At 44.4% G+C, this 20,858-nt stretch carries 18 protein-coding genes and 1 pseudogene; 7 read left to right on the top strand and 12 right to left on the bottom strand.

From position 1 onward, the window contains the following. Positions 1–105: 105 nt before the first annotated feature. Together A3EU_RS35390 and A3EU_RS32805 are read left to right on the top strand one after the other, a co-directional pair. A pseudogene (locus A3EU_RS35390) lies at positions 106–201 on the top strand (Fic family protein); the annotation flags it as partial. Between the two features lie 108 nt (positions 202–309). Then, entirely contained in the window at positions 310–1,491 is a 1,182-nt protein-coding gene (locus A3EU_RS32805) for a TlpA family protein disulfide reductase (RefSeq protein WP_020536666.1), read from the top strand. 3 nt (positions 1,492–1,494) lie between these two features. On the opposite strand, the gene A3EU_RS0113290 is transcribed toward A3EU_RS32805, so the two are convergent. Both A3EU_RS0113290 and A3EU_RS0113285 read right to left on the bottom strand, forming a co-directional pair. After that, positions 1,495–2,094: a Uma2 family endonuclease gene (locus A3EU_RS0113290; RefSeq protein WP_020536665.1), complete on the bottom strand. Its 600-nt coding sequence runs from the start codon at positions 2,092–2,094 to the stop codon at positions 1,495–1,497. A gap of 217 nt (positions 2,095–2,311) precedes the next feature. Then, the gene (locus A3EU_RS0113285; protein WP_020536664.1) at positions 2,312–3,211 is read right to left on the bottom strand and encodes a DMT family transporter; all 900 of its coding nucleotides are present in this window, start codon (positions 3,209–3,211) and stop codon (positions 2,312–2,314) included. A gap of 229 nt (positions 3,212–3,440) precedes the next feature. Here A3EU_RS0113285 and A3EU_RS0113280 point away from each other — a divergent pair, with 229 nt between their 5' ends. The 3 genes from A3EU_RS0113280 to A3EU_RS0113270 are packed head-to-tail and all read left to right on the top strand — an operon-like array spanning position 3,441 to position 8,083. Beyond that, positions 3,441–5,603 (top strand): T9SS type A sorting domain-containing protein, encoded by a 2,163-nt coding sequence (locus A3EU_RS0113280; protein WP_020536663.1) that lies wholly within the window; start codon positions 3,441–3,443, stop codon positions 5,601–5,603. 12 nt (positions 5,604–5,615) lie between these two features. Continuing rightward, positions 5,616–6,710, top strand: a complete 1,095-nt coding sequence (locus tag A3EU_RS0113275) for a potassium channel family protein (RefSeq protein ID WP_020536662.1) — start codon at positions 5,616–5,618, stop codon at positions 6,708–6,710. After that, positions 6,707–8,083: an HTTM domain-containing protein gene (locus tag A3EU_RS0113270; protein WP_020536661.1), complete on the top strand. Its 1,377-nt coding sequence runs from the start codon at positions 6,707–6,709 to the stop codon at positions 8,081–8,083. The genes A3EU_RS0113275 and A3EU_RS0113270 overlap by 4 nt, the downstream gene beginning before the upstream one ends. A 36-nt stretch (positions 8,084–8,119) precedes the next feature. Here the strand turns inward: A3EU_RS0113270 and A3EU_RS30390 are convergent, their stop codons facing one another. From A3EU_RS30390 to trkA, 10 genes are all read right to left on the bottom strand, one after another. Then, on the bottom strand, positions 8,120–9,007 hold the full coding sequence (locus tag A3EU_RS30390; protein WP_020536660.1) for an SDR family NAD(P)-dependent oxidoreductase: 888 nt from the start codon (positions 9,005–9,007) through the stop codon (positions 8,120–8,122). Between the two features lie 176 nt (positions 9,008–9,183). After that, positions 9,184–9,834 (bottom strand): carboxypeptidase-like regulatory domain-containing protein, encoded by a 651-nt coding sequence (locus A3EU_RS0113260; RefSeq protein WP_156825748.1) that lies wholly within the window; start codon positions 9,832–9,834, stop codon positions 9,184–9,186. A 137-nt stretch (positions 9,835–9,971) separates the two neighbouring features. Continuing rightward, the gene (locus tag A3EU_RS35520) at positions 9,972–10,220 is read right to left on the bottom strand and encodes a CBU_0592 family membrane protein (RefSeq protein WP_020536658.1); all 249 of its coding nucleotides are present in this window, start codon (positions 10,218–10,220) and stop codon (positions 9,972–9,974) included. A 9-nt stretch (positions 10,221–10,229) separates the two neighbouring features. After that, on the bottom strand, positions 10,230–12,632 hold the full coding sequence (gene lon, locus A3EU_RS0113250; RefSeq protein ID WP_020536657.1) for an endopeptidase La: 2,403 nt from the start codon (positions 12,630–12,632) through the stop codon (positions 10,230–10,232). 193 nt (positions 12,633–12,825) lie between these two features. Further along, the gene (locus A3EU_RS0113245) at positions 12,826–13,302 is read right to left on the bottom strand and encodes a hypothetical protein (protein WP_020536656.1); all 477 of its coding nucleotides are present in this window, start codon (positions 13,300–13,302) and stop codon (positions 12,826–12,828) included. Positions 13,303–13,348: 46 nt separating this feature from the next. Next, positions 13,349–14,371 carry an OmpA family protein gene (locus tag A3EU_RS0113240; protein WP_020536655.1) on the bottom strand — a complete coding sequence of 341 codons (1,023 nt, stop codon included), beginning with the start codon at positions 14,369–14,371 and terminating at the stop codon, positions 13,349–13,351. A 186-nt stretch (positions 14,372–14,557) separates the two neighbouring features. Beyond that, on the bottom strand, positions 14,558–15,211 hold the full coding sequence (locus A3EU_RS32800) for a hypothetical protein (RefSeq protein ID WP_020536654.1): 654 nt from the start codon (positions 15,209–15,211) through the stop codon (positions 14,558–14,560). Positions 15,212–15,404: 193 nt separating this feature from the next. Then, complete coding sequence (locus A3EU_RS0113230; RefSeq protein ID WP_020536653.1) at positions 15,405–16,580, bottom strand: amidohydrolase family protein; 1,176 nt, start codon at positions 16,578–16,580, stop codon at positions 15,405–15,407. Between the two features lie 62 nt (positions 16,581–16,642). Further along, a complete protein-coding gene (locus A3EU_RS32795; RefSeq protein WP_052331305.1) occupies positions 16,643–17,512 on the bottom strand; it encodes a competence protein CoiA family protein in 870 nt (289 codons plus the stop codon). 128 nt (positions 17,513–17,640) lie between these two features. After that, positions 17,641–18,981, bottom strand: a complete 1,341-nt coding sequence (gene trkA, locus A3EU_RS0113220) for a Trk system potassium transporter TrkA (RefSeq protein WP_020536651.1) — start codon at positions 18,979–18,981, stop codon at positions 17,641–17,643. A 147-nt stretch (positions 18,982–19,128) separates the two neighbouring features. Here trkA and A3EU_RS0113215 point away from each other — a divergent pair, with 147 nt between their 5' ends. Both A3EU_RS0113215 and A3EU_RS0113210 read left to right on the top strand, forming a co-directional pair. Further along, positions 19,129–19,593, top strand: a complete 465-nt coding sequence (locus A3EU_RS0113215; protein WP_020536650.1) for a low molecular weight protein-tyrosine-phosphatase — start codon at positions 19,129–19,131, stop codon at positions 19,591–19,593. Positions 19,594–19,684: 91 nt separating this feature from the next. Then, positions 19,685–20,839 carry a WG repeat-containing protein gene (locus A3EU_RS0113210; RefSeq protein ID WP_020536649.1) on the top strand — a complete coding sequence of 385 codons (1,155 nt, stop codon included), beginning with the start codon at positions 19,685–19,687 and terminating at the stop codon, positions 20,837–20,839. Positions 20,840–20,858: the final 19 nt, after the last annotated feature.

The following is a 20,858-nucleotide window of genomic DNA, read 5'->3' as shown; positions in this document are numbered from 1 at the left end:
AAACTGGTTGTATTCTCATTGAATATGCGGAGATTAATTAATGCGTGGTTTACCTCAAACAGGTAGCTAGCTTATGGCACGATACATTTATGAATACGAGCAGTGCATTTTTGGTTCATCATTATTCATCCTTTCGATGACGGTAGTGGAAGAGTTGCTAGAGTATTGTCAGATTTATTACTTGCTCGTTCTGAAGAAAGTTCTCAAAGTGTTGTTCCCCCATCGTATTTGGTGATACCAATCACTAATTTTAATCCACATTTTTCAGTACTTGCAATTGTTTGCACTTGTACTTTATAAAATGTACGTATGAAATCACCAGCCTTTTATCTTCTGTTCTCTATTTATTTACTAAGCATCTCTGCTTGTTCTGGACAACCCCATCTATCAGGCACCATCGAGTTGGAGGAAGATAGTAGTTGGGGCTCAATGATCTATCTGATTGATCCGGGAAGTTGGAAAGGAGTGGGGAGTAGTTATGTCGGAACCGTCGTTGATTCGGCGAGCATTGGGCCCGATGGAGGTTTTGCCTTCGAAGAGTTGCCTATAGCAGAGGAGCCCATGTTGCTACAACTAGCGATACAAAGAGTTGGCGAACGTTTCCCTAATCGTCTTGACAATGAACAGCCAACTACTTCTAATTACTTTCCTCTGGTTTGGCAAGATGGGGAGCAGGTTGTGATTACGGCGGAAGCGGACCGTTTTCAAGCTACTTTTGCTATTCGTAACCCCACTCCACGGAATGCGGCCATGCTGGAGCTTTGTAATATACGACAAGCAGCTTTCGCTGAATACCTGGAAGCAGGTTCGGAAGAAAGCCATGAGGAGCTACTTGCGGAAGAGGACGCATTGCTGGCTTTTCAAAGCGAGCTGATGCAGTTTGCAGAGGATAGTCCACATCTGCTGCCTGCATTGACGGCCATTCGTTGGGTGAGTATTGCAGGCAATTACGAGCGTATTCCAGAGTTTTTGGTCAAACAAGCAGAGCGTTGGACAGCCGAGGAGCCCGAGCACCCTTGGGTGCAACAATTGGCGGCTGTTGGTGATCGTAGAAAGCTCCCGGTACTCGTAGGTGATTTGCTGCCTGATTATCCAATGCCAATGCTGGCGGGGGATACGGTCTCATTGCATAGCTTACTGGGCGAGCGCTTAACTCTCGTAGATTTATGGGCCTCATGGTGTGGGCCTTGTCGTGTGCAAAACCGAAATTTCCTGGTCCCTCTTTGGGATAAATATCATGAGAGTGGCTTCCAGGTTGTAGGCTATGGCCTAGAGGCCAGTTCGAAGGCTTGGACAAGGGCGATTGAAACCGATGGTGCCTACCGCTGGCCCCATGCTTCTGACTTGCAGGGCGATGATTCTCCACTTTTTGAGCTACTCCGATTAACGACCATTCCTGCTAATTTTCTACTTGATGCTGAGGGTAGAGTGGTCGCCAAGAATTTGCATGGAGAGGAGTTGATGGAGTATGTAAGGCGGGTGATGGAGTAGGGGTTATTTGATATGCTTTAGGTCAAAGCTGAAGCCAGGTAAAACTTGTTCACCGCTGAGTAGAGAAGCAAAGCCATTTACTATTTCTACGCTTTGATCGGCTCGGTAGATGAATACTTGCTCGTTTGCTAAATCAATGAGCCAAGCAAGATGTACGCCATTGCCAATCCAGGTATCCTGCATTTTGGTTTGCAAATCTGGTAAACGATCCGTTTTAGAACGAACTTCAACAATAAACTCAGGTACCAGAGGGGCAAAGCTTTGCTGGTCTTCTTCGGATAACTGCGCAATTTTTTCATCACTGACCCAGGCGGTATCGGGAGCTCGCACAGAGCCATCCGGCAGGGTGAAGCCGGTAGAGGAAGAAAATACTTCGCCCAAGCCAGTTTCTATAGACCAGATAGTAAGATAAGCACTAAATAGATTTTCAATTTTACCAGAACGAAAAGTTACAGGAGACATAACAGTGATTGAGCCATCGGTTTCCAGTTCCATGACCAACTCAGGGTTGGCGTGGCTGTAGTTATAAAAATCAGCTACACTCATGGGGTGTTCCAATTGAAGTTTGAAACGTTTATCTGGAAAAGTTAAGACAAGTGACATAATTTAATTTTACTGCTGTCTTTTGATAATAACAAGATACAAGAAATACCAATCAACTGCAAATATGGTGCAGGTCGGGGGCGTTTCACCACCTTTGTGAATAGCCTTTTGGGAGAAGCACATTCCAACGCTGAGAGTTGACCCTACTAGCGGGATAACCACCCCCGACTTTGCAAGTCGACCCCGCCAGCGGGGTACATGGGCGGGCCGTGGCCCGTTAGTGTTTACTGAGATAGACGCCTGATAAAATCAGCGCCATGCCCACAAAGTGAATGATGGAAATGACTTCGCCGTCGAGTGCGCCCCAGGACATGGCCACCATGGGTACGAGATAGCTGACGGTACTGCCAAAGACGGGGCTGGTCCACTGGATGAGTTGGAAGAAAACAATGCCTGCCAGTACGGTGCTGAAAAGTGCCAGTACGGTGATATAGCCGACACCCTTCCAAGCTTCCGGTGTTTGTTGGAGCGTGCTGATAAAATCAGTACCCAGTAAGAGATAAAGCAAAACGGGGATACCGACGAGCGAGAAAGAGACGGCACTAATGGTGAGGGCCTTCATGCCTTTGAGGCGAAAACCTACGAGATTGGTGCTGGTTGCATAGCAAAGGCAGGCCAAAACAATGAGTAAGCCGTAGGTCCATTTGCCCTCAAGACCTGCTTGTTCGCCAAAAGCAAAGAGGCAAATAGCGCCTGCCAAGCCGATAACGATGCCTAGGGTTTTGGACCAGGTAAACCGGGAGTTGAAAAACATCAAACCCAGCAATAAGGTAAAGAGGGGGGTGAGTGAGTTGAGGATACCTGCCAGCGAGCTGTTGACTTCTTGCTGGGCGGCAGGGAATAAAAAGGCTGGCAAGCCGGTTCCCATCAAGCCGACAAACAAGAGCATTGGGAGTTGGCGGTAGTCGATTTTTTTTAATTCCCGCAAAAGGATAGGAGAGAACGCAAGGGCGGATACCCCAAGGCGTATACTTGCTACCTGTACTGGTGGAAAGTAGAGGAGCCCCCACTTGATGAGCACGTAAGACGTTCCCCAGATGATGCTCAAAACCACCAAAATGCCCCAGGCTTGCCAGTCAGATATGGGGCTGTCGGCAGCAGCAATTGATTTGTCCATCCCGTTGTTTATAAAATGCGGTGCAAAGTACGGGTTTTATTAAATAGCGCAGGGTTTTCTTATTGGGCTGAATTGAATTATGTAAAGTATTATGAGGCCGTAAAGAAAACTTTAGACAACTTCAAAAGCCAATTACCCAACGTCTGACAAGGTAAATGTGGTCTAGATAGTATATAATCTGCCAAGGCAGACTATATACTATCTCTTTTACATCCTTAATCTCAACCTTATGCTACTGCGCTCGATCATTTTCTTAATGCTGGTCAATTTTTCTTTAGCTGCTCAGCCGGTGGGGTGGCAATCCTATTTGTTTGCAAATTACCTTGTGGGGGGTGCCGAAACCGAAGATTATAGATGGATTGCTACCGTAAACTCTGTCGCCAGGTTTGATAAAACTACCGGCAAGGCAGAATTATTCCATTTTCAAAACAGCCTGTTGCCCCAGCAGATTTTGGATATAGAAAAAAGTAATGAAAACAAATTCACGGTTTTAGGAAGCAACAATGAATTGGCTACGTGGGAAGAAGGCGTATGGACAAAGAATCAACTACAGCTGCCTGCGAGTGAGGATAATCTCCGAAAGATTGTTGGCAATACTGACAATAGTTCTTTATTGATGGTCAACAATCAAAAGCTTTACTCCTTGTCCTCAGAAGGGAACCTTGAGCAGATCCCTTTTACAGAGCAGGCCTCCCAAAACAATTCTATCCAACAAGTTTCACTGGACAGTGAAGACCGCATTTGGATCAAAGGGCATGCTTTTGTTACACAACTAGCCGTAGATGGTACGACCTTGTTTAGCTCAGTTTTTGAGGAAGATTACCTCTATGATATGAAAATGGATCATAGTGATAATGTTTGGTTGACGACCAATAGGTATATTTACTTGTGGCTTAATGAAGCGCAACAATTTGTACAACTTCCCCTCGATGATTTAGGCATTAACTCATCAGGAGGAGTCATAAGTGCTGTTTCAGAGCAGGAGGCGATTTTTACGGTCAATGGGCGTGTTTTTCAAATCAGCTATAGTGATGACAGTTTTCAAAATACGGAATTGACGGATGCTTTTGCTTTTGCAGAGCTGCCAGGGAGTTATGGTTTTCAAGATAGTAATGGCCTGCTTTGGTATCAAAATTACCACCGAGAAATCTTGTCCTGGCAAATAGGAACCCTAAATGCTCCGGAGAAAGCTATTGTCAACCCTTGGTTAGAGGTCAGTGGAATAAATACTTTAGGCCTGGACCCCCAAGGGAAAGTATGGGTAGGGGGCAGTAATAAAGTTGCCTACCTGATGGGGGGGCGTTGGCATAATGTTTTGCTAGATAGTACAGGTTTTTTATCAATCGGCATAAACGACATTGTTTTTAAGGACGATGGGACTCCCATAATTGGATCAGGGGATCAATTTATTTTCGGTTTCCCTGATAGTCAGGTAAGAGAATGGAACGGCGTTTCCTGGGATACGCTGACTAACGCAATCACGGTAGCATCTTTTCTCCCTATTACTCATCTGGAATGGGACCGTAATGGGAACCTGTGGGTGTTACGTGCTTCTGACAATCTCTTTTCGGTGCGTTACAGGGGGCAGTGGTACCGGTATCGGCTAAATGATGTGCCCGCTATTATTAGCTCTTTTCTTTGCTTTACCCAAGGTATTGATGGTTCTATGTGGATAGGTACAGATAATGGACTGCTCAATTATGATGGATTTTCTTTTACACATACCGAACCAAGTACATATCACGCGGGCGCGCATTCAATAGAGTCTATCGCCGTAGATGAGAAAGGACATAAGTGGCTCTCTTTGCGCTATGATGGCCTAAGACGTGAGGCAAATGGGGAATGGAGGGTAGTAGAAGAGGTGTCAGATTTGGCTGCTCAACACGGCGTAAAGAAAATTATCTGTGGTACCTATCCAGAGGTTTGGGTAAGTTTGTATTCACAAGAGGGCGTATTGCATTTTGATGGTACAGACTGGGAATATTTGACGCCGGAAAATTCCGGCCTGATAGATGGCTATATCACGGATATTTTGTGTGATCATCTTGGTCGCATCTGGTTTTCCAGCCAATCGAGTGTCACCGTTTATTCTCCTGACACCCCAGTTATTAAGCCCTTTGAGCGGCCTTCTTCTACAAGTCTAGCAGTATACCCGAACCCTGGCTGTTGTCAATACGAGATAAGTTGGGAGGCACTCAAGCCAGGGGGGTATCAACTGGATATTATTACAGAGAATGGGCAGGTTGTCCGAACCTGGGAGCTGAATGCTACCGCTGCGGGTGACCAATTTTTTTCTTTTGACCAAGAAGATCTCCCCGCAGGCGTTTATTTCTTGTCTCTTAAAGCAGGAAGTCAGCGAATAGGATCGACGCGTTTGATTGTTTTACGGTAAAACATCCTATTTTTGGCGGATGCCACAGCTGGCAGTGATTTGACCCATTACTTTATGGCCAACCTGCGTTTTTTAAATTTTTCCCGTGTCCCTGCCAACTTCCTCAGTTTGCGGGCGGCACTGTTTTTGTTGCTTTTAGAAATCATTTTAGGCGTGATTGGTTACATTGCCCTGGAGGATTACAACTTCCCGGATGCCTTTTACATGGTGGTTATTACAATTTCTACGGTAGGTTTTTCCGAAATTGAGCCGTTGAGTGAAGCAGGGCGGATATTTACTTCTGGCCTTATTTTTGTCAACATCGGGGTATTTGCCTATCTATTGGCAACCTTTAGTTATTACATTATCGAAGGGGAAATCTTTAAACGTATGCACCTCAACCAGATTGAAGAGCGAATTAGTAAGATGGAAGGCCACGTTATTCTTTGTGGCTTTGGAAAGTATGGGAAAGAAATTTCCTCTAGCCTTGCGCTCCATGGAACACCCTATGTGATCATTGAAAATGATCCGGAAAAGATCGAAATTATCCAGCAAACGGATAGCGACATCCTTTATTTAGAGGGAGATTCTACACTAGATGAAATTTTACAGAAAGCAGGTATAGAGAAGGCCCGTGGTTTGATCGCCGCCCTTGGGGAAGACAGTGATAATCTGTTTTTGGTGTTGTCTGCGAGAGCATTGAACCCTAATTTGACGATTGTTAGCCGGGCAATCCTCGAGCGCTCGCAGGCCAAGTTGATCAAAGCTGGTGCGAACCATGTGGTCATGCCCGAAAATATTGGAGGTTTCTATATGGCTATGCTCATGAACAAGCCGGGGGCCGTGGAGTTTTTCTCTTTTATTACTAGTGAGTATCATTCTGATATGGGGTTTGAGGAATTGCATTACCGCGATCTTCCCGAGATGTACCAAGGCCGTCCGATCAGCGACCTGGCCCTGCGTTCTCAAACGGGAGCAAACATCATTGGCTACCGCAATCAACAGGGAGATTATCAAGTAAACCCTGCTCCCTCGGTGGTCCTGAAGCCAGGAGAGGCTTTTATTGTATTGGGCAATGAAGAGCAACTCAAGAAATTACGCATACTCTGTAAAACACATACTTCATGAAAAGGTGGCTCTGGCAACCCGTAGACATTGCGAGTCTGGTGTTTTTTCGGATCGTTTTTGGTATACTGGGTTTTGCTGATTTGATGGGCGGTTTCGCTTATTATCACCTATGGGTGGACGCCTTTAATCCTGATAATTTTCAATTCCGCTATTATGGTTTTGAGTGGGTGACCGTATTTCCGGAACCACTGATGAGTCTGTTTTTCCTAATAGGCATGGGGTTGGCTATTGCAGTCGCCCTGGGATGGCGCTATCGAATTACTGCGCCTTTATTTGCCTGCTTTTTTACCTATTATTTCTTTTTAGAGAAAGCACATTATCTTAATCACGGCTATCTTTTTTGCTGGTTAAGCTGGGTAATGGCCGTATTGCCGGCATGGCGGGCATTGTCGGTAGATGTTTGGCGGAAGCCTACAGAATATATGGCATCTGTTCCTCGCTGGACTTGGGCAATACTCCCTTTTTTAATGGGAGTCGTTTACTTTTTTGGCGGTATAGCCAAACTCAATGCTGATTGGTTACTGGCAGCGATGCCCTTAAAACTTTGGCTAAAAAGCAAAGCTGACCTGTTTTTAATTGGCCCTTTACTGGCAAAAGAGCCTACGGCCTGGATCATGGCCTGGACAGGTGCCGTCTTTGATCTCAGTATTGCTTTTTTGATGTTAAATAAACGGACCCGAAAATTTGGTTTCGCCTTTGCTATTGCTTTTCATCTCACCAATCACTTGGTCTTTAATATAGGCATATTCCCATACCTCTCGGTGGCACTTACGGCCTTGTTTTTTCCACCAGATTGGCCACGAAAGTTTATTGATTTTGTGCGTTTGCGATGGGCTAAAGCCGGAAAATGGTACCTCAGCTGGCAGTTACAGCTTAAAGATATACACCCCGCTCCACGAGCTTATTGGCAAGCCGATCTCAATTGGCAGAATGGGCTGACGATAATTTTTGGGTTGTTGATTTGCCTACAGTGTCTTCTTCCGTTAAGGCACTGGTTATATGCCAGTGAAGTTGCCTGGTCGGAAGAGGGGCATCGTTATGCTTGGCGCATGATGCTACGTGCCAAGCGAGGTAGCGGGCATTTTGTTATCAAAAACCTAGCGAGCGGAGAGGAGGAGCGTGTAAATCCACGAAAAGAGCTTTCGGCAAAGCAAGCCCGGAAGTTATGGACGCATCCCGATATGATTTTGCAATACGCCCATCACCTACGTGATCAAGCCCTCGCCGGAGGGGATAGCGTTGCTATTTTTGCAAAAGTAAAAGTCAAATTAAATGATGGCCAGTACCATCCATATATTGATCCAGAGGTAGATTTGGCCAAGATAGAATGGTCGCTTTGGGAGGCTTCTCCCTGGATATTACCTGAAAATTAGGGAGTCCTCAAATAAATGCTTGTCGCGCAGAATAGTTTATTTTGTGCGGACACCTTCCTCTAAAGGAACCCCTTTCTTTTCAGCAGCACGCTTAGCCAATGCTTTTTTTATCAAGTGGCCTGGGCGGAAGTTGCGGGGAAGAAAGCGATGGTAACTATTAGGGAGAAGGCGTGTTAAGCGATCCAGCATTTTGGTACGTGGGCTTAATAAAACGCGGTGCTTTCCTTTTTTAATACCCTTAATGATAATTTCGGCTGCTTCTTCAGGAGTTGTTGTTGCCGCATCATCAAAGAATAGAGACAGCCTGTTTAAAAGATCCTGGTCGTGGTATTTAATATTCCGAGTGAGGTTGGTTTTCACCGGACCGGGGTGAACTGCTGTGACTAGAGCACCTGTTCCTACGAGTTCCTGACGGAGTGTTTCCGTAAACCCTCTTACGGCAAACTTAGATGTTACATAAGCCCCTTGGCCAGCGTAGCCCATTAGCCCAAGAAGGCTACTAACGTTAACAAGTAAAGATTCTTTTTGCTTGAGTAAGTAAGGAATGGCTACTTGTGAGCCGTGGATAACTCCCCAAAGATTAATTTCTATTAGCCGAGAGAAGTCTATAGGGTCTGTTTCCGGAATGGTTTCGGGAAATGTTGTAATACCCGCATTGTTGAATATACCATCGATCTGGCCAAAATGGTCATTGACCTTTTTAGCAAAGAGCTCCCAAGTCGGACGATCACTGACGTCAAAAACCTGGCTGTAAACACGTACCTTCTCCTGACCGATGAGATCAACAGTAGCTTGTAGTGTTTCTTTGTTCCAATCGTTAAGGGCTAGTCGCGCACCTTCCTGAGCCAAGTGTAAAGCCAATGCTCTACCAATACCTGAGCCCGCTCCGGTGATGATTAACACCTTGTTTTTTAGATTCTTCATCTGAGTTGTTCGATACACTGATATATACAGACAATTGGAGTAGTGTAAGTACAGTAATTAGTCGAAGTAGTTCTCTCAGGAAAATCGTTTGTTCATTATTCAAGCAAAGCACTTACTCCACTCGTTAGAGACTGAATAAGTCATATAAGTCACAAGGTAAGGCTTTTTTACTAAAATCAACGGTCGTCACGCTCGCGTTTGTAATCCCCTCTTTTCCAGGCATCGAAGAATTGCTTCCAAGCTACCGGGCTAAAGATGTTCATTGGCGGGCGTTGGCCGATGTAGTAGAATTCTCTGGATTGTTGTCGTAGATAGTAGCTAGAGTTTTCGACTCCGTCTGATGCTACTTCTGAGCGCATGCGCTCTAATGTTTCGTTGGCGATGTTGCGATTAGCTCGCTCCTGCAACTCAGGCGTTACATCCATGGCCAAAAACTCCAGTTTAAAATGATCCCGGCTAGGCCACGGAAAAACGACTGTTTCAGGTAGGTTTACGGCATCTTGCGTCATAAGTTGCACTAAAGAGTATCTATTATCTGTCAGGGAGTCTGGAATTGTGTATCGAACGGTTTGGTAACCGACTGCTGAGAAGACAATAATATCTCCTTTTTCGACAACAATAGAGAAAAAACCACTGAAATCCGAGTAGGTTCCTCGTCCTTTTTCCTGTACCAATATATTCACATACGGCACTGGCATCAATTCTTGGGTAGTGCCATCAAGCACCATTCCCGAAAATTGTACGAGGTTAGAATCCACCTGTGCCGACAGAGGCGAACAATAGAAAAGGGTAAAAACCCCTAATAAGATCGTGAGCTTACGTATCATAGCAAAAATTGAGTCTCCGGAACCTGGCTTTAGTACCTTGTCCTTATTTAAGACGACTGACAAACCCTTTTGGTTTGTTTTCCTTCTCAAAGCTACGGTTTTTTAGACCAACGGCTTTGAAACATTCAAATCAACCATCATGTTTTGGTGGCGTCTTTAAGTTTTTTCACCAAAGCAACGAGAGAAACTATAGCCCAAGTACCCTCAAGTAGGACAAAGGGGTAATATTTCATTAACACAGAAGCCAGGCAAGCGAGAATTGCTCCCACCAAATTCATAAGAATATATCTCAAGTCATTTGCTGCAAGCCGCTGGTTAAGGTTAAGGAAGTAGGCGATTAGGATGAGCGCTACACCTGCAAACCCCAGTAGGTCGGTGGTATTCACTATCCTTTGTTACGGGATGGCAATCTCTAGCACTTCTTCCATTCTTTCCACAAAGTGAAAAGTTAGTCCTTTCAGGTACTGCTCACTGATTTCGTCGATGTGTTTCTTGTTTTCCTTACAGAGGATGATCTCTTTTATTCCTGCACGTTTAGCGGCCAAGATTTTTTCTTTGATTCCACCAACAGGCAACACTTTGCCACGTAACGTAATCTCCCCGGTCATTGCCAGGTAAGATTTTACCTTTTTGTCAGAAAACAAACTCATCAAGGTCGTTAGCATGGTTACACCAGCAGAAGGGCCGTCTTTGGGGATAGCTCCTTCAGGAACGTGCAAGTGAATATCGTTCTTTTCAAATTGCTCGGGGTCAACCCCAAGCGCTTGGCTATTGGCTTTGAGGAAACTTAGTGCCGTTACGGCAGATTCCTTCATAACATCACCGAGGTTGCCGGTTAGGGTGAGCTTGCCTTTACCTGGGCTGAGGCTGCCTTCTACAAATAGAATCTCACCGCCTACACTTGTCCAGGCAAGCCCAATGGTAACACCGGGTACTTTGACGACCTGATAGGCATCACGGGAGTATTTTGTCGGGCCCAGGATATTGGTCAATTGATCTTCCTTGATACTAACATCATAGGCTTCCTCCAAGGCTACCGATTTAGCAACATAACGCATAACACCAGCAATCTGACGATCCATAGATCGAACACCAGATTCTCGGGTATAGCCACTGATGATTTTCTTGATGACAGCGTTGCGTAATTTAACCTGGCTGGCTTTTACGCCGTGGGCTTTACGTTGCTTGGGTATCAGGTGGCGCTTGGAGATTTCTATTTTCTCTTCGGTTGAATAACCTGTCACATTGATAATCTCCATTCGGTCAAGCAATGCTGGCTGAATGGTATTAAGTGCGTTGGCTGTTGCGATAAACAACACTTTTGAAAGGTCGTAGTCAACGTCCAGATAGTTGTCGTGAAAATTGCTGTTCTGCTCAGGATCAAGAACTTCCAGTAGTGCTGAGCTAGGATCGCCACGGAAGCTATTTCCTACCTTGTCAATTTCATCAAGAATGAAGACGGGGTTAGCAGCACCAGCTTTCTTTAAAGACTGGATGATCCGGCCCGGCATAGCGCCAATGTAAGTACGGCGGTGCCCTCGTACCTCACTCTCGTCGTGTAGGCCGCCCAAAGAAATCCGTACGAATTCACGGTTAAGTGCTTCGGCAATCGATTTTCCAAGAGAAGTCTTACCAACACCTGGAGGGCCTACCAAGCAAATAATAGGCGCCTTCATGTCGCCCTTCAGCTTGAGGACAGCAAGGTGCTCGATGATCCGCTCTTTTACTTTTTCCAGTCCGTAGTGATCTTTATCGAGCACTTTACGAACATTTTTCAGATCAAAGTTATCGGAAGAGGTTTCGTTCCAAGGGAGGTCTAGCAAGAGTTCCAAGTAATTGAGCTGTATGCTATAATCCGGTACTTGGGGGTTCATACGTTGGAGGCGCTCCATTTCTTTTTTGAAAAGTTTGCCTACCTCTTCTGGCCAATCTTTGGCTTCTGCCCTGGTCTTTAGCTTGGAGATATCTTCGTGTTGGGGGTTGTTACCCAACTCTTCCTGAATCGTTTTAAGCTGCTGATTCAGATAATAATCACGCTGCTGTTTCTCAATATCTACCCTCACCTTACTATCGATCTGGTCTTTTAGTTCCAGAATCTGTAACTCACTATTGAGTTGTTTAAGGATGGCTTCGGCTTTTTGGTGCAGATTGGCCATCTCAAGGATTTTTTGCTTCCACTCTTGGTTCGCTCCCATATTTGAGGCGATAAAATTGAGCAAAAAACTAGGGCCTTTGATGTTTCGCAATACCACAACCGCCTCCGAAGGGATATTTGGAGACAGGTCAATGATATTTTGTGCCAAATCCTTTACGCTTGCTATCAGGGCCTTAAATTTGGCACTGTCACCTGGGTCGGTATGTTCCAAAACACTTATTCGGCCTCGTAGATAGGGGTCTTCCGATACCATTTCTTCCAGTTGAATGCGCTTTTTCCCCTGCAAAATAGCAGTAAGCGTACCGTCTGGCATCTTCAGTAACTTGAGGATATGAGCCACTGTGCCCACCTCGTAGAGGTCAGCCGCCGTGGGGTCTTCAATGTCAATATCTTTTTGTGAAAAAACGGCCACTTTTCGGCCACCGCTTTCATAAGCCTGATTAATAGCCTTGATGGATTTGTCGCGACCAACGGTGATAGGAATAACATTGTTCGGAAAAAGAACTGTATTCTTAAGTGCTAGTACAGAGATTTCTTCGGGTATAGCATCCAGTTGTTCCGACTCTTCCTCCTCTACAGAGATAAAAGGTAGAAAGTCAGCTTCTTCTTCAATTCTTCTTTGTAAGCGCAATTCTTCAAACATACGTATCTGGATATTATCAGGATTCCGCCAGGTGTCAATCTGGCAGTATCTATTGTTCAATGGATTATCGGTATACTTGGCAATATTTATGCCATACCATAAATGTAGCCGTTTTAACAGCTATTTAGCGCGACAAATTGCCTGATAACGGACAGCTTGAGACAAAACGACAGTAAAGCAGCCTTAATGGCGATTAACTAAGATTGGGTAACAAGAGGCAGTCAACGATGGATTTCAGGCTTACAAAGATAGGCTCCCGGCCTTCTTTAGTAACGGGGGATTCTTCGTCATCGAGAATAGCATCTTCCACAAAGGCCAATAATTCTTCTTCCGCTGGATGCTCATCAAAAAAAACGGTCATTCGCTCTCGGAATTGGCGAGAGGTAGCTTCTTGTAGCAAGCCCCAGTTATGATCTTCGGCGGTTGAGAGGTGGGTCTCGGTAATAGTTGCTTGTGAACCATAGGTACGAAAGACCGATTTCCAGATGACACAAGAAAGGAAGAGTAAAAATTCTCGCTCCCGTTCGGTGAACACTTCAAAATTTTCAGAGAAAAGGTAGGCCAATAAAATGGGCTGCTCTTGATTCATTAAATCAAGGGTGTGTTCGAGTGCTTTCTCTGAGGCGCTCAACTCTTCGGTTACTTCATCAATTACGAAAGCTTCGACCATACCGCTATAAAGGACTCTTTTGGAGTGAGTCCTAACCCAAAGATATTTACCGATCCGGCAATTCCAAAATTATCAACTCTATTCGTTCGTTTTTTTGTTGAGCAAGATGCGAGCTACTTGGAACGAGAGGGGATAAATTGCCATATCCACGGAAGCCTAGTTGTTGGATACCAACACCTTGGGTTAACCAGTAATCTATAATGTTTTGGGCACGTTCACGTGTAATTTGTTGGGCGGTAATTGCATCGGCGACACCAAAAGTGTGTGATCTTACCTCTACGGTAAGGGTTGGGTAAGTTTTGAGCAAGACACCCCACTGGTTCAAAACCTGTTGAGCTGCGGGCTGTATTTCACTGCCATTAGGCAAAAAGCGAACCCCTTCCAAGGTGATTACTTGCCCTGCTTGTAGGGGCGTTCCACTGGTAGGGTTGGCCAATGGCATTTTCTCACCACCTACTTTGGCTTGCCAATCATTGGTAGTATCTCCCTTCGTTTGAAAAGAAGATTGAATCGTATTTTCAAGTTCTGCGGGTGAAAGATCCGGTTGTTTGAACGAGATAGGCGCATTGTATTCTTGCGGTATCTCTGCATCCCTAGTATCATAAATAGGCAGTACCGGAGAAGTTGGAACAGTAGCGTTAGGATTTCGACCTTCCTGGAGGTTTCTGCTAATTTCCATCCTCAGGTGTTCCGGGTTTTCTGAAGCGGGCGTCTCCGGCGTTCCTTTTGTGGAAATAACCTGTCCTCCGACCTCGGAGTCAGACCAGAGGTAATTATCGTCTTCCTGAGCAGTCTGCTCTTCCTCGTTTTGGGTAGCTGCTTCTTGGTGAAAGCGCCGGAACCGTTTTTTCATGTCTTCCACTTCGGCGCGGTTATCAGCGCGGCGTTGAAGTTCATCCTCTGTAAGCGGAGTACGAGTGGTCCAATCCTGAGCTAAAGTATCCTTAACAACTAAAGAATCTGACTGCAAAACACGGCTGGTGTCTACAGATGCAGGCTGTGTTTGTGCAGATAATAGCGCACTTAACATTAGTCCAGTAATAAAAAGCAACAAGGATAGGTTTCTCATGGTCAACAGCTTTGCTGTTAAGACGTAATAACTGGTTATTAGTCACTTAGATATGAGACTGGAGTATAAAGAGCATGTTATGTTTTAAAAAAAAATACTTATCAACATGGAATCACCTTCTAGTAACTCATGCTTGTGCGCTGTGCGTAGCGAAGCATAGATGTACAGCAAAGTTTCATGCTGCTTTTATTTTATTATTTTTTCTATTCGCATGATTTGATATTTGACCAAGTCTTCGAAAAGTGATTTCTTATCTTGAAAGTTAATTTTGGGATTTTTGGTCGAGCGTAATTCATTTATTACCCAATTATCATGCGCAATTTGTGAAATTTCAGCTTGGAACACTTCTATTCCTGTCCAACTTCTAAAAAAACGGATAACATTATTTTCTACAAATGAAAACCATTTATCCTCCATTTGAAGCGGAGTCTTTCCAAGTTCTAAACATTCTTTCTCCGTATTTGATAAGCGTATTTCAAGTTGATAAACAATGCAATCAGAAGGATTTATTTCTTCTGTAATGGACCAACTTTTTTTAGAAGGTTTTTCAAAATACCTTTTCTGTATTATAGCATCTGAAATTTTTACTTCTTTCTTCCCGCCTTCAAACAATTCTAATTTAGTCCCTGGTTTTACTTCACCTAACGAAACACCTTCATAATGACCTTGGGTTAGAAATTTAATTGTGTTTAAACCAACTTTTGATATTGGACTGCCTCCAATAAATCTACGGCTAAGACGGTTGTCTTCAAAGAGGAATGATACGTGGCTTCTTATCGCTAAAATAGAATCAATGTCTTTTAAAGAATCGACTATTTCAAGCTCGGTATATTCCCTCATTGTTTTCTTTTAATAAAATAAACGTATAACAATTATTACTTATGACTCTTGAATGATTTCTATATCACTTCTGATTCTTCAATCATCAAGTTTATCAGATTATAAAATGGGACACTATAATATGAACACCCCATCAGTTCCTTCAAGATGATTATCTCCCTTTAGGGGGCAGAAGCCTTATTTTTCGTTAGCATTATTGTTTGTCATTTGGGTAAATTCGTTGCCCTTTTTGCCAAACGCCTTCCAGTTCGCGTAAAGCTTCCATTGATTTTAAAGGGTCACCTTTTACAAGGAAGAAATCTGCGGCTACGCCCACCTGAATAGGTTGTGGCCCGACCAAACCAAAGTAACGAGCACTTTCCACTGTAGCTCCGGCAAGACATTCTTGATTAGGGATACCTGCTGCGGCAAGTAAGATCAGTTCTTCGTAGAGGTCACTGCCATGGTTGATGCCAAAATTTGGCGGATCTGTTCCGGCCAGTATTTGCACCCCAGCTTCGTGTAGTCGCCGAATCTCATCAAGTAAGCCTATGCTGTCAAGGGATACTTCCGGTTTTTCTGCTTGTTGCTCAAAAAAGGCGAACACCTTTATATTAGTAAGTGCAGTAGGAACAATAAAAAGATTTTCGTGCTGCTCGAATACCTTGAGTTCTTCATCTGTCATTGCCCGATCAAACCAGATGTGGACGAGGCCGTCAATGCCCAGTCGTACAAGCTCTACGGCATCGGCACAACGGGAAACGTGGGCAACAACCTTTACGTTTTTCTCGTGAGCAGTCTTGATGATGGTATCGATTTGAGCAAAACTAAGGGTAGGCCGCATGGGTTCCCTTAGGATTTTGATGTAGTCAACCCCTTCGGCAATACGGTCAAGCGTAAATTGGCGGGCAGAGGTGCTGCTGTCAATGGTAGGTACAATCATTCCAAACTGGGTGCCGTGCCCGCCGGGAACGGTCGCTCCTGAACCCGCCGCGTAATAACGAGCATAGCCTACTGAATCCTGAAATTGACCAAGAAACTTTGTGGCGAAAGCCGATCCGTGCATGTCACACACGGCCAGTACGCCAGCCTGTGCAGCTTGCTGTAAGTGTAAAGGAAACCAGGCGTGAACATGGGTGTTGACGAGGCCGGGAAGGATTGTATAGCCTTCTCCATTGATGGTGTTGAGTGCCCGGCGTTGGCGATCAAGTTCTGGCCCCATGTGGGTGATGATACCGTCTTTTACGCCCAGGTCCGTGGCCTTTAATGTTTTTTTACCCGTAAACACTTGGACATCCGTGATGAGCAAATCCCACTGGTCGTCAGTTTGGCCTGCTAATGCGGAAGTGGCGATTAAAAAAATAAAGAAGGATAGGTATCGAGTCATCATAGGGTAGGGGGATTAGTTGTTGCTTGCATAAAGTTAGCTAAGTAAGTACGAATTGTGCCACTTTATCGGCTAATCTCTGCTTCCGAATCACAAAGTACTTCCGCAGGCAAAGTGTTGATATTATGGTAACCTACAAATTCCTGTTGATAATTAATTTTTCGGCAATGCTGACAGTGTAAACAATCCTGGAAAATCCGGGCGTAGGAGTACCCTTCACGAAAGCCACGCCGGACGAACCGCAGATTTCGCGGACAATGATATACATGGTAATGGTAGTAATTTCCTTGCTTGTTGATATGGACTTTGCGTGGGGTAGCCGTTTGCGCCAGTTTATATTCATAGCGATGCTGCCAGGGGTGAAACAACCATACTCGATTTTGCGTGCCGTATAGTAATGTGTGTACTAATTGCTTTAAATCCCCTTGTGGGTAGTGAAGTAGGTGCTGCTCATAAATTCTGAGCATGTCGATTTCCACAGTGGGCAAATTAAGTTGCGCCAAGCGGCGAATCTTCTGCTTGCCTGTGGGGTGGGTGACTTTTATTTCTACACCCAATTTCGAGTTGCCATTTTGTAGAAGCACGTCTACCTGAGTATTCCGCAGCCGGGTTTCTTCTTGTGCCTTTTGATAGGTCTCCAGTCTGCCTTTTCGTAAGAGTTTCGAGCGGTAAGCTTCGAGTAAGGGGGTATAGAGGCTTTTCTTTTCGACAATTATGGCTTTGCCTAGCCGATGTAAGGATGTTTCCAGTGCTAAAGAACACAAATGTCCTTTTTGATGCGCAAAATGATGCTGGTTTTGCTGGCCTTTTTTAGCCACGAGAGAAGCGTTACAAGCAGGACATTCGCAAGCACAAGCACGGCCGCGTGGAACTTCACTAACATGTACCCATTGTTCGTTGCGTAGTGCAAAAAGCAACTGATTGGTCTTTTTCATTATTAAAAGTCTAAAATGAAGAAAAAGACACTGCTATGAAGGAAGGGAAAGAGAGTTCGTGGACGCGTGGTGCAGTGCGTTCGTGGAACGACGAAGATAAGAACTTGTTAGGGAAAACCCCAAACGGCCTATCTAAACAATTTCTCCACTTTACTGATCGCTTCGGGTAGTGTAAAAACGATTACTTTATCATTGACCTCAAGCTGAAAATTGCCATCGGGGAAAAGGCTTTCCTCTCCGCGAATTACGCCTCCAATCAATGCAGCTTCCGGGAAGTGTAAATCACGCAATGGCTTTTTTGTTAGCTGGTTGGGCTTGTGGACGATAAATTCGATAACTTCTGCATCTACGCCGTGAAGACTGGTAATGGCCTCTACTTTTCCCTTGCGGACGAAGCGAAAGATGTTGTTGGCTGCAATCAATTTCTTGTTGATCAGGGTGTCTACTCCAATGTTTTGTGAGATATGAACGTATTCTTTGTTCTCCACTTGGGCAATGGTTTTATATACGCCATGGTTTTTTGCCGTAAGACTGGCAATGATATTGGTTTCAGCATTTTCCGTCAGTGCAATAAAGGCATCCATATTGTCTAAACCTTCTTCCACCAAGAGGTTTACGTTGCTGAAGTCGCCATTGATGATCAGTGTCTCCGTAAGCGTTTCTGAGAAAGTTTTACAGCATTCTTTATTGTTGGCAATCAAGGTAACGTTGTAATCCTTTTCCAATAACTGGGCAGTGGCACGACTGAGTTCCGAGCCTCCCATGATCATGATTTTACGCACATTTATTTTTCTACAGTCGATGAATTTGCGTAAATCATCAATTCTCGATTTTGCAGTAATAAAATAGACGTGGTCGTTTTGTCGTAGAATGGTTTCACCTCGGGGAATGATAGTCCGATGTCCTCGCAAAACTGCAATTGGGCGTAGGTCAATCTCTTTGGCATGATCGGGTAAGTCTTTAAGACAAATATTTATAAGGGGAGAGGATTCATCTAGTGTTACGCCTACCAAGCTGATACGCCCTTCCTCAAACTCAAAAATATCAGTAAAATAAGCCTGCTTTACTAAACGACGAATTTCCTCAGCAGCCAAATAAACCGGAGAGATGATGTTGTCAACGCCTAGCTCTGCAAAGGTCTGGCGCTGGGACTCTGCGAGGTATTCCTGGTTGTTTACTCTGGCGATGGTCTGCCGGGCTCCCATTTTTTTTGCCAGAATACAAACGATAAGATTGGTCTTTTCAGAGGTAGTAACAGCCAAGACCATGTTGGCGCTGCCTGCTTCGGCCTGTTCTAAAACGTCAATTGAACCACAATCGCCTTTTATGGTTAATACATCGAGATGGCTCGCTGCATAATCCAGTACCTCCTGGTCTAAATCGATGAGTGTGATGTCCTGATTTTCATAAGCGAGCAACTCTGCAAGATGAAAACCTACATCTCCTGCTCCGGCAATTATTATTTTCATGTCGCAAATTTAAAGCATAAATCCCAACAAATCAGGAGATTTTTGGTGATAACAGTCACATTTCGTTATCTAAATACGTTACTTTAACAGCAGCGAGTTTTTCTCTGGTCACGAACCTATTAACAACTACACATAAATGTTTATCCCATGAAAATTTTAATGGTTTGCTTAGGAAATATTTGCCGTAGCCCGTTAGCGGAAGGCATTTTGAAAAACAAAGTCAAGCAGCACAAACTAGACTGGCAAGTAGACTCTGCAGGCACAGGCGCGTATCATGTAGGGCAACAACCTGATCCCCGTTCTCAGGCGGTAGCAAAAAAGTATGGCCTTGATATAAGTATCCAGCGAGCCCGTCAATTTAGAGCTTCTGATTTCGACGAATTTGATCTTGTTTTCGCAATGGATCGTAGTAATCAGGGCAATATCCTGGCGCTGGCTACCACACAAGAGCAGCGAGAAAAAGTGCATCTCATTCTTGAATTCACTGGTGCTGCCGATCATAATGTTCCTGACCCTTATTGGGATGATAATGGTTTTGAGCAGGTTTACCAAATGCTGGATCAAGCTTGTAGCTTACTTCCTGGTATTGTTGAAGAAAGAGTAAGTCACTAGTTGTGTCAAGTAGCTGATTTTTCCTTGCGTTGGCAATTTTTATTGCTTACGATTACCTTTATGGCACATTCGCAATGAATATCAAAAAAGTATGCGTCACTATTTTACTTTCCTATTGTTATGTGTTGTCTTTTGGAGCACGACTTTGATTGCTCAGAAGGCTCCTAAGGTTTATCCTTTTTCTTACCAAAACGAATGGGGTATCGTTGATGAAAACCGCGCCTTGGTAATGGCTCCTGAATTGGATAGTATTGGTTTTTTTAATCATGCTAGCTCAACGGGGAGTTATGCTATTGTTATTGACAATAGCCGTTATGGTTTACTAAAGACGGATGGAGCCTGGCTTGCTAAACCCAAGCTGGATAGCATTGGGAGAATGCAGTACTATGCCAAGAACAACCACTGGGCTTTGCGTAAGGGAAAGTTTGGATTACTCCATACAGAAGGGGCAAAAGCGAAGTGGTTGGCCAAGCCCAAATTTACAGCAGTAACAGACTTTGACGGTAGAAAAGTAGCGCTGGCCGCAGTAGCTATCAATGACCGATGGGGAGTTATCAATGGTGAAGGTAAGCTTATCGCTCCTTGTATTTATGATAAGGTTAAACTACTGGATGACTATTCAGACTATCCCGACTATAAGCTTACGCTGAATGGTGAAGATCGCTATATAGATGCCTTTGGCGAAGCGCTACCGTTTGAGGAAATGCGGGAAAAAGAAGAAGAACTGGAAATGTGGGGAGACGACATGGTTTTTGAAGATCAGAGCGTTGATGAAGATGCCGCCCCGCGATTGGAAATTAACCGTCAACGAAATCCTGGAGGAGGGATCGATGTTGTTCTTGCCAAAAACGGAAGTGAGACAGAACGCGTCACCGTTCCAGAGGAATACAATATTGAAAAAACAACAATAATCCAGGGTTACAATCGCTCTCAGTTGGGTTACATTCTCGTGGAGAAGGATGGTAAGTTTGGTTTCTGGGCCCACAATGGCGTAGCAGCAACACCTGCTAAATACGACCGTATAAAATGGCAGCGATCTGCTCGTTATGAGCAATTAGCTTATCTCTATAAAGGTGAAGTAATAGGATTGGCGAATTACCGTGGATATCAGATTTTTCCGGCTGTTTTCACGAGTATTACTGAATTTAGCTATTATTTCCGACTCGTTCACCCTGATGGCTATGTTGGTTACGGTAACCAAGATGGTCGAATTTTCCTTCCTGAGACAGTCCTTATTGTCGACTAGGAAACCAAATCATTTATGT

It is taken from the genome of Lewinella cohaerens DSM 23179, from assembly GCF_000379805.1.
In the GTDB taxonomy this organism is placed as follows: domain Bacteria; phylum Bacteroidota; class Bacteroidia; order Chitinophagales; family Saprospiraceae; genus Lewinella; species Lewinella cohaerens.
The sequence above is the reverse complement of the archived record's forward strand: the minus strand, read 5'-3'. Positions and strand labels throughout refer to the sequence as shown.

Bases quoted from the DNA above. Each gene is read 5' to 3' on its own strand.
- A3EU_RS0113285 (WP_020536664.1), bottom strand. From the start codon at position 3,211: ATGGACAAATCAATTGCTGCTGCCGACAGCCCCATATCTGACTGGCAA.
- A3EU_RS32800 (WP_020536654.1), bottom strand. From the start codon at position 15,211: ATGAGGGAATATACCGAGCTTGAAATAGTCGATTCTTTAAAAGACATT.
- A3EU_RS0113215 (WP_020536650.1), top strand. From the start codon at position 19,129: ATGAAAATTTTAATGGTTTGCTTAGGAAATATTTGCCGTAGCCCGTTA.
- A3EU_RS30390 (WP_020536660.1), bottom strand. From the start codon at position 9,007: ATGAAGAATCTAAAAAACAAGGTGTTAATCATCACCGGAGCGGGCTCA.
- A3EU_RS0113230 (WP_020536653.1), bottom strand. From the start codon at position 16,580: ATGATGACTCGATACCTATCCTTCTTTATTTTTTTAATCGCCACTTCC.
- A3EU_RS0113240 (WP_020536655.1), bottom strand. From the start codon at position 14,371: ATGAGAAACCTATCCTTGTTGCTTTTTATTACTGGACTAATGTTAAGT.
- A3EU_RS0113260 (WP_156825748.1), bottom strand. From the start codon at position 9,834: ATGATACGTAAGCTCACGATCTTATTAGGGGTTTTTACCCTTTTCTAT.
- A3EU_RS0113270 (WP_020536661.1), top strand. From the start codon at position 6,707: ATGAAAAGGTGGCTCTGGCAACCCGTAGACATTGCGAGTCTGGTGTTT.
- A3EU_RS0113210 (WP_020536649.1), top strand. From the start codon at position 19,685: ATGCGTCACTATTTTACTTTCCTATTGTTATGTGTTGTCTTTTGGAGC.
- A3EU_RS32805 (WP_020536666.1), top strand. From the start codon at position 310: ATGAAATCACCAGCCTTTTATCTTCTGTTCTCTATTTATTTACTAAGC.
- A3EU_RS0113245 (WP_020536656.1), bottom strand. From the start codon at position 13,302: ATGGTCGAAGCTTTCGTAATTGATGAAGTAACCGAAGAGTTGAGCGCC.
- A3EU_RS0113280 (WP_020536663.1), top strand. From the start codon at position 3,441: ATGCTACTGCGCTCGATCATTTTCTTAATGCTGGTCAATTTTTCTTTA.
- trkA (WP_020536651.1), bottom strand. From the start codon at position 18,981: ATGAAAATAATAATTGCCGGAGCAGGAGATGTAGGTTTTCATCTTGCA.
- A3EU_RS32795 (WP_052331305.1), bottom strand. From the start codon at position 17,512: ATGAAAAAGACCAATCAGTTGCTTTTTGCACTACGCAACGAACAATGG.
- A3EU_RS0113290 (WP_020536665.1), bottom strand. From the start codon at position 2,094: ATGTCACTTGTCTTAACTTTTCCAGATAAACGTTTCAAACTTCAATTG.
- lon (WP_020536657.1), bottom strand. From the start codon at position 12,632: ATGTTTGAAGAATTGCGCTTACAAAGAAGAATTGAAGAAGAAGCTGAC.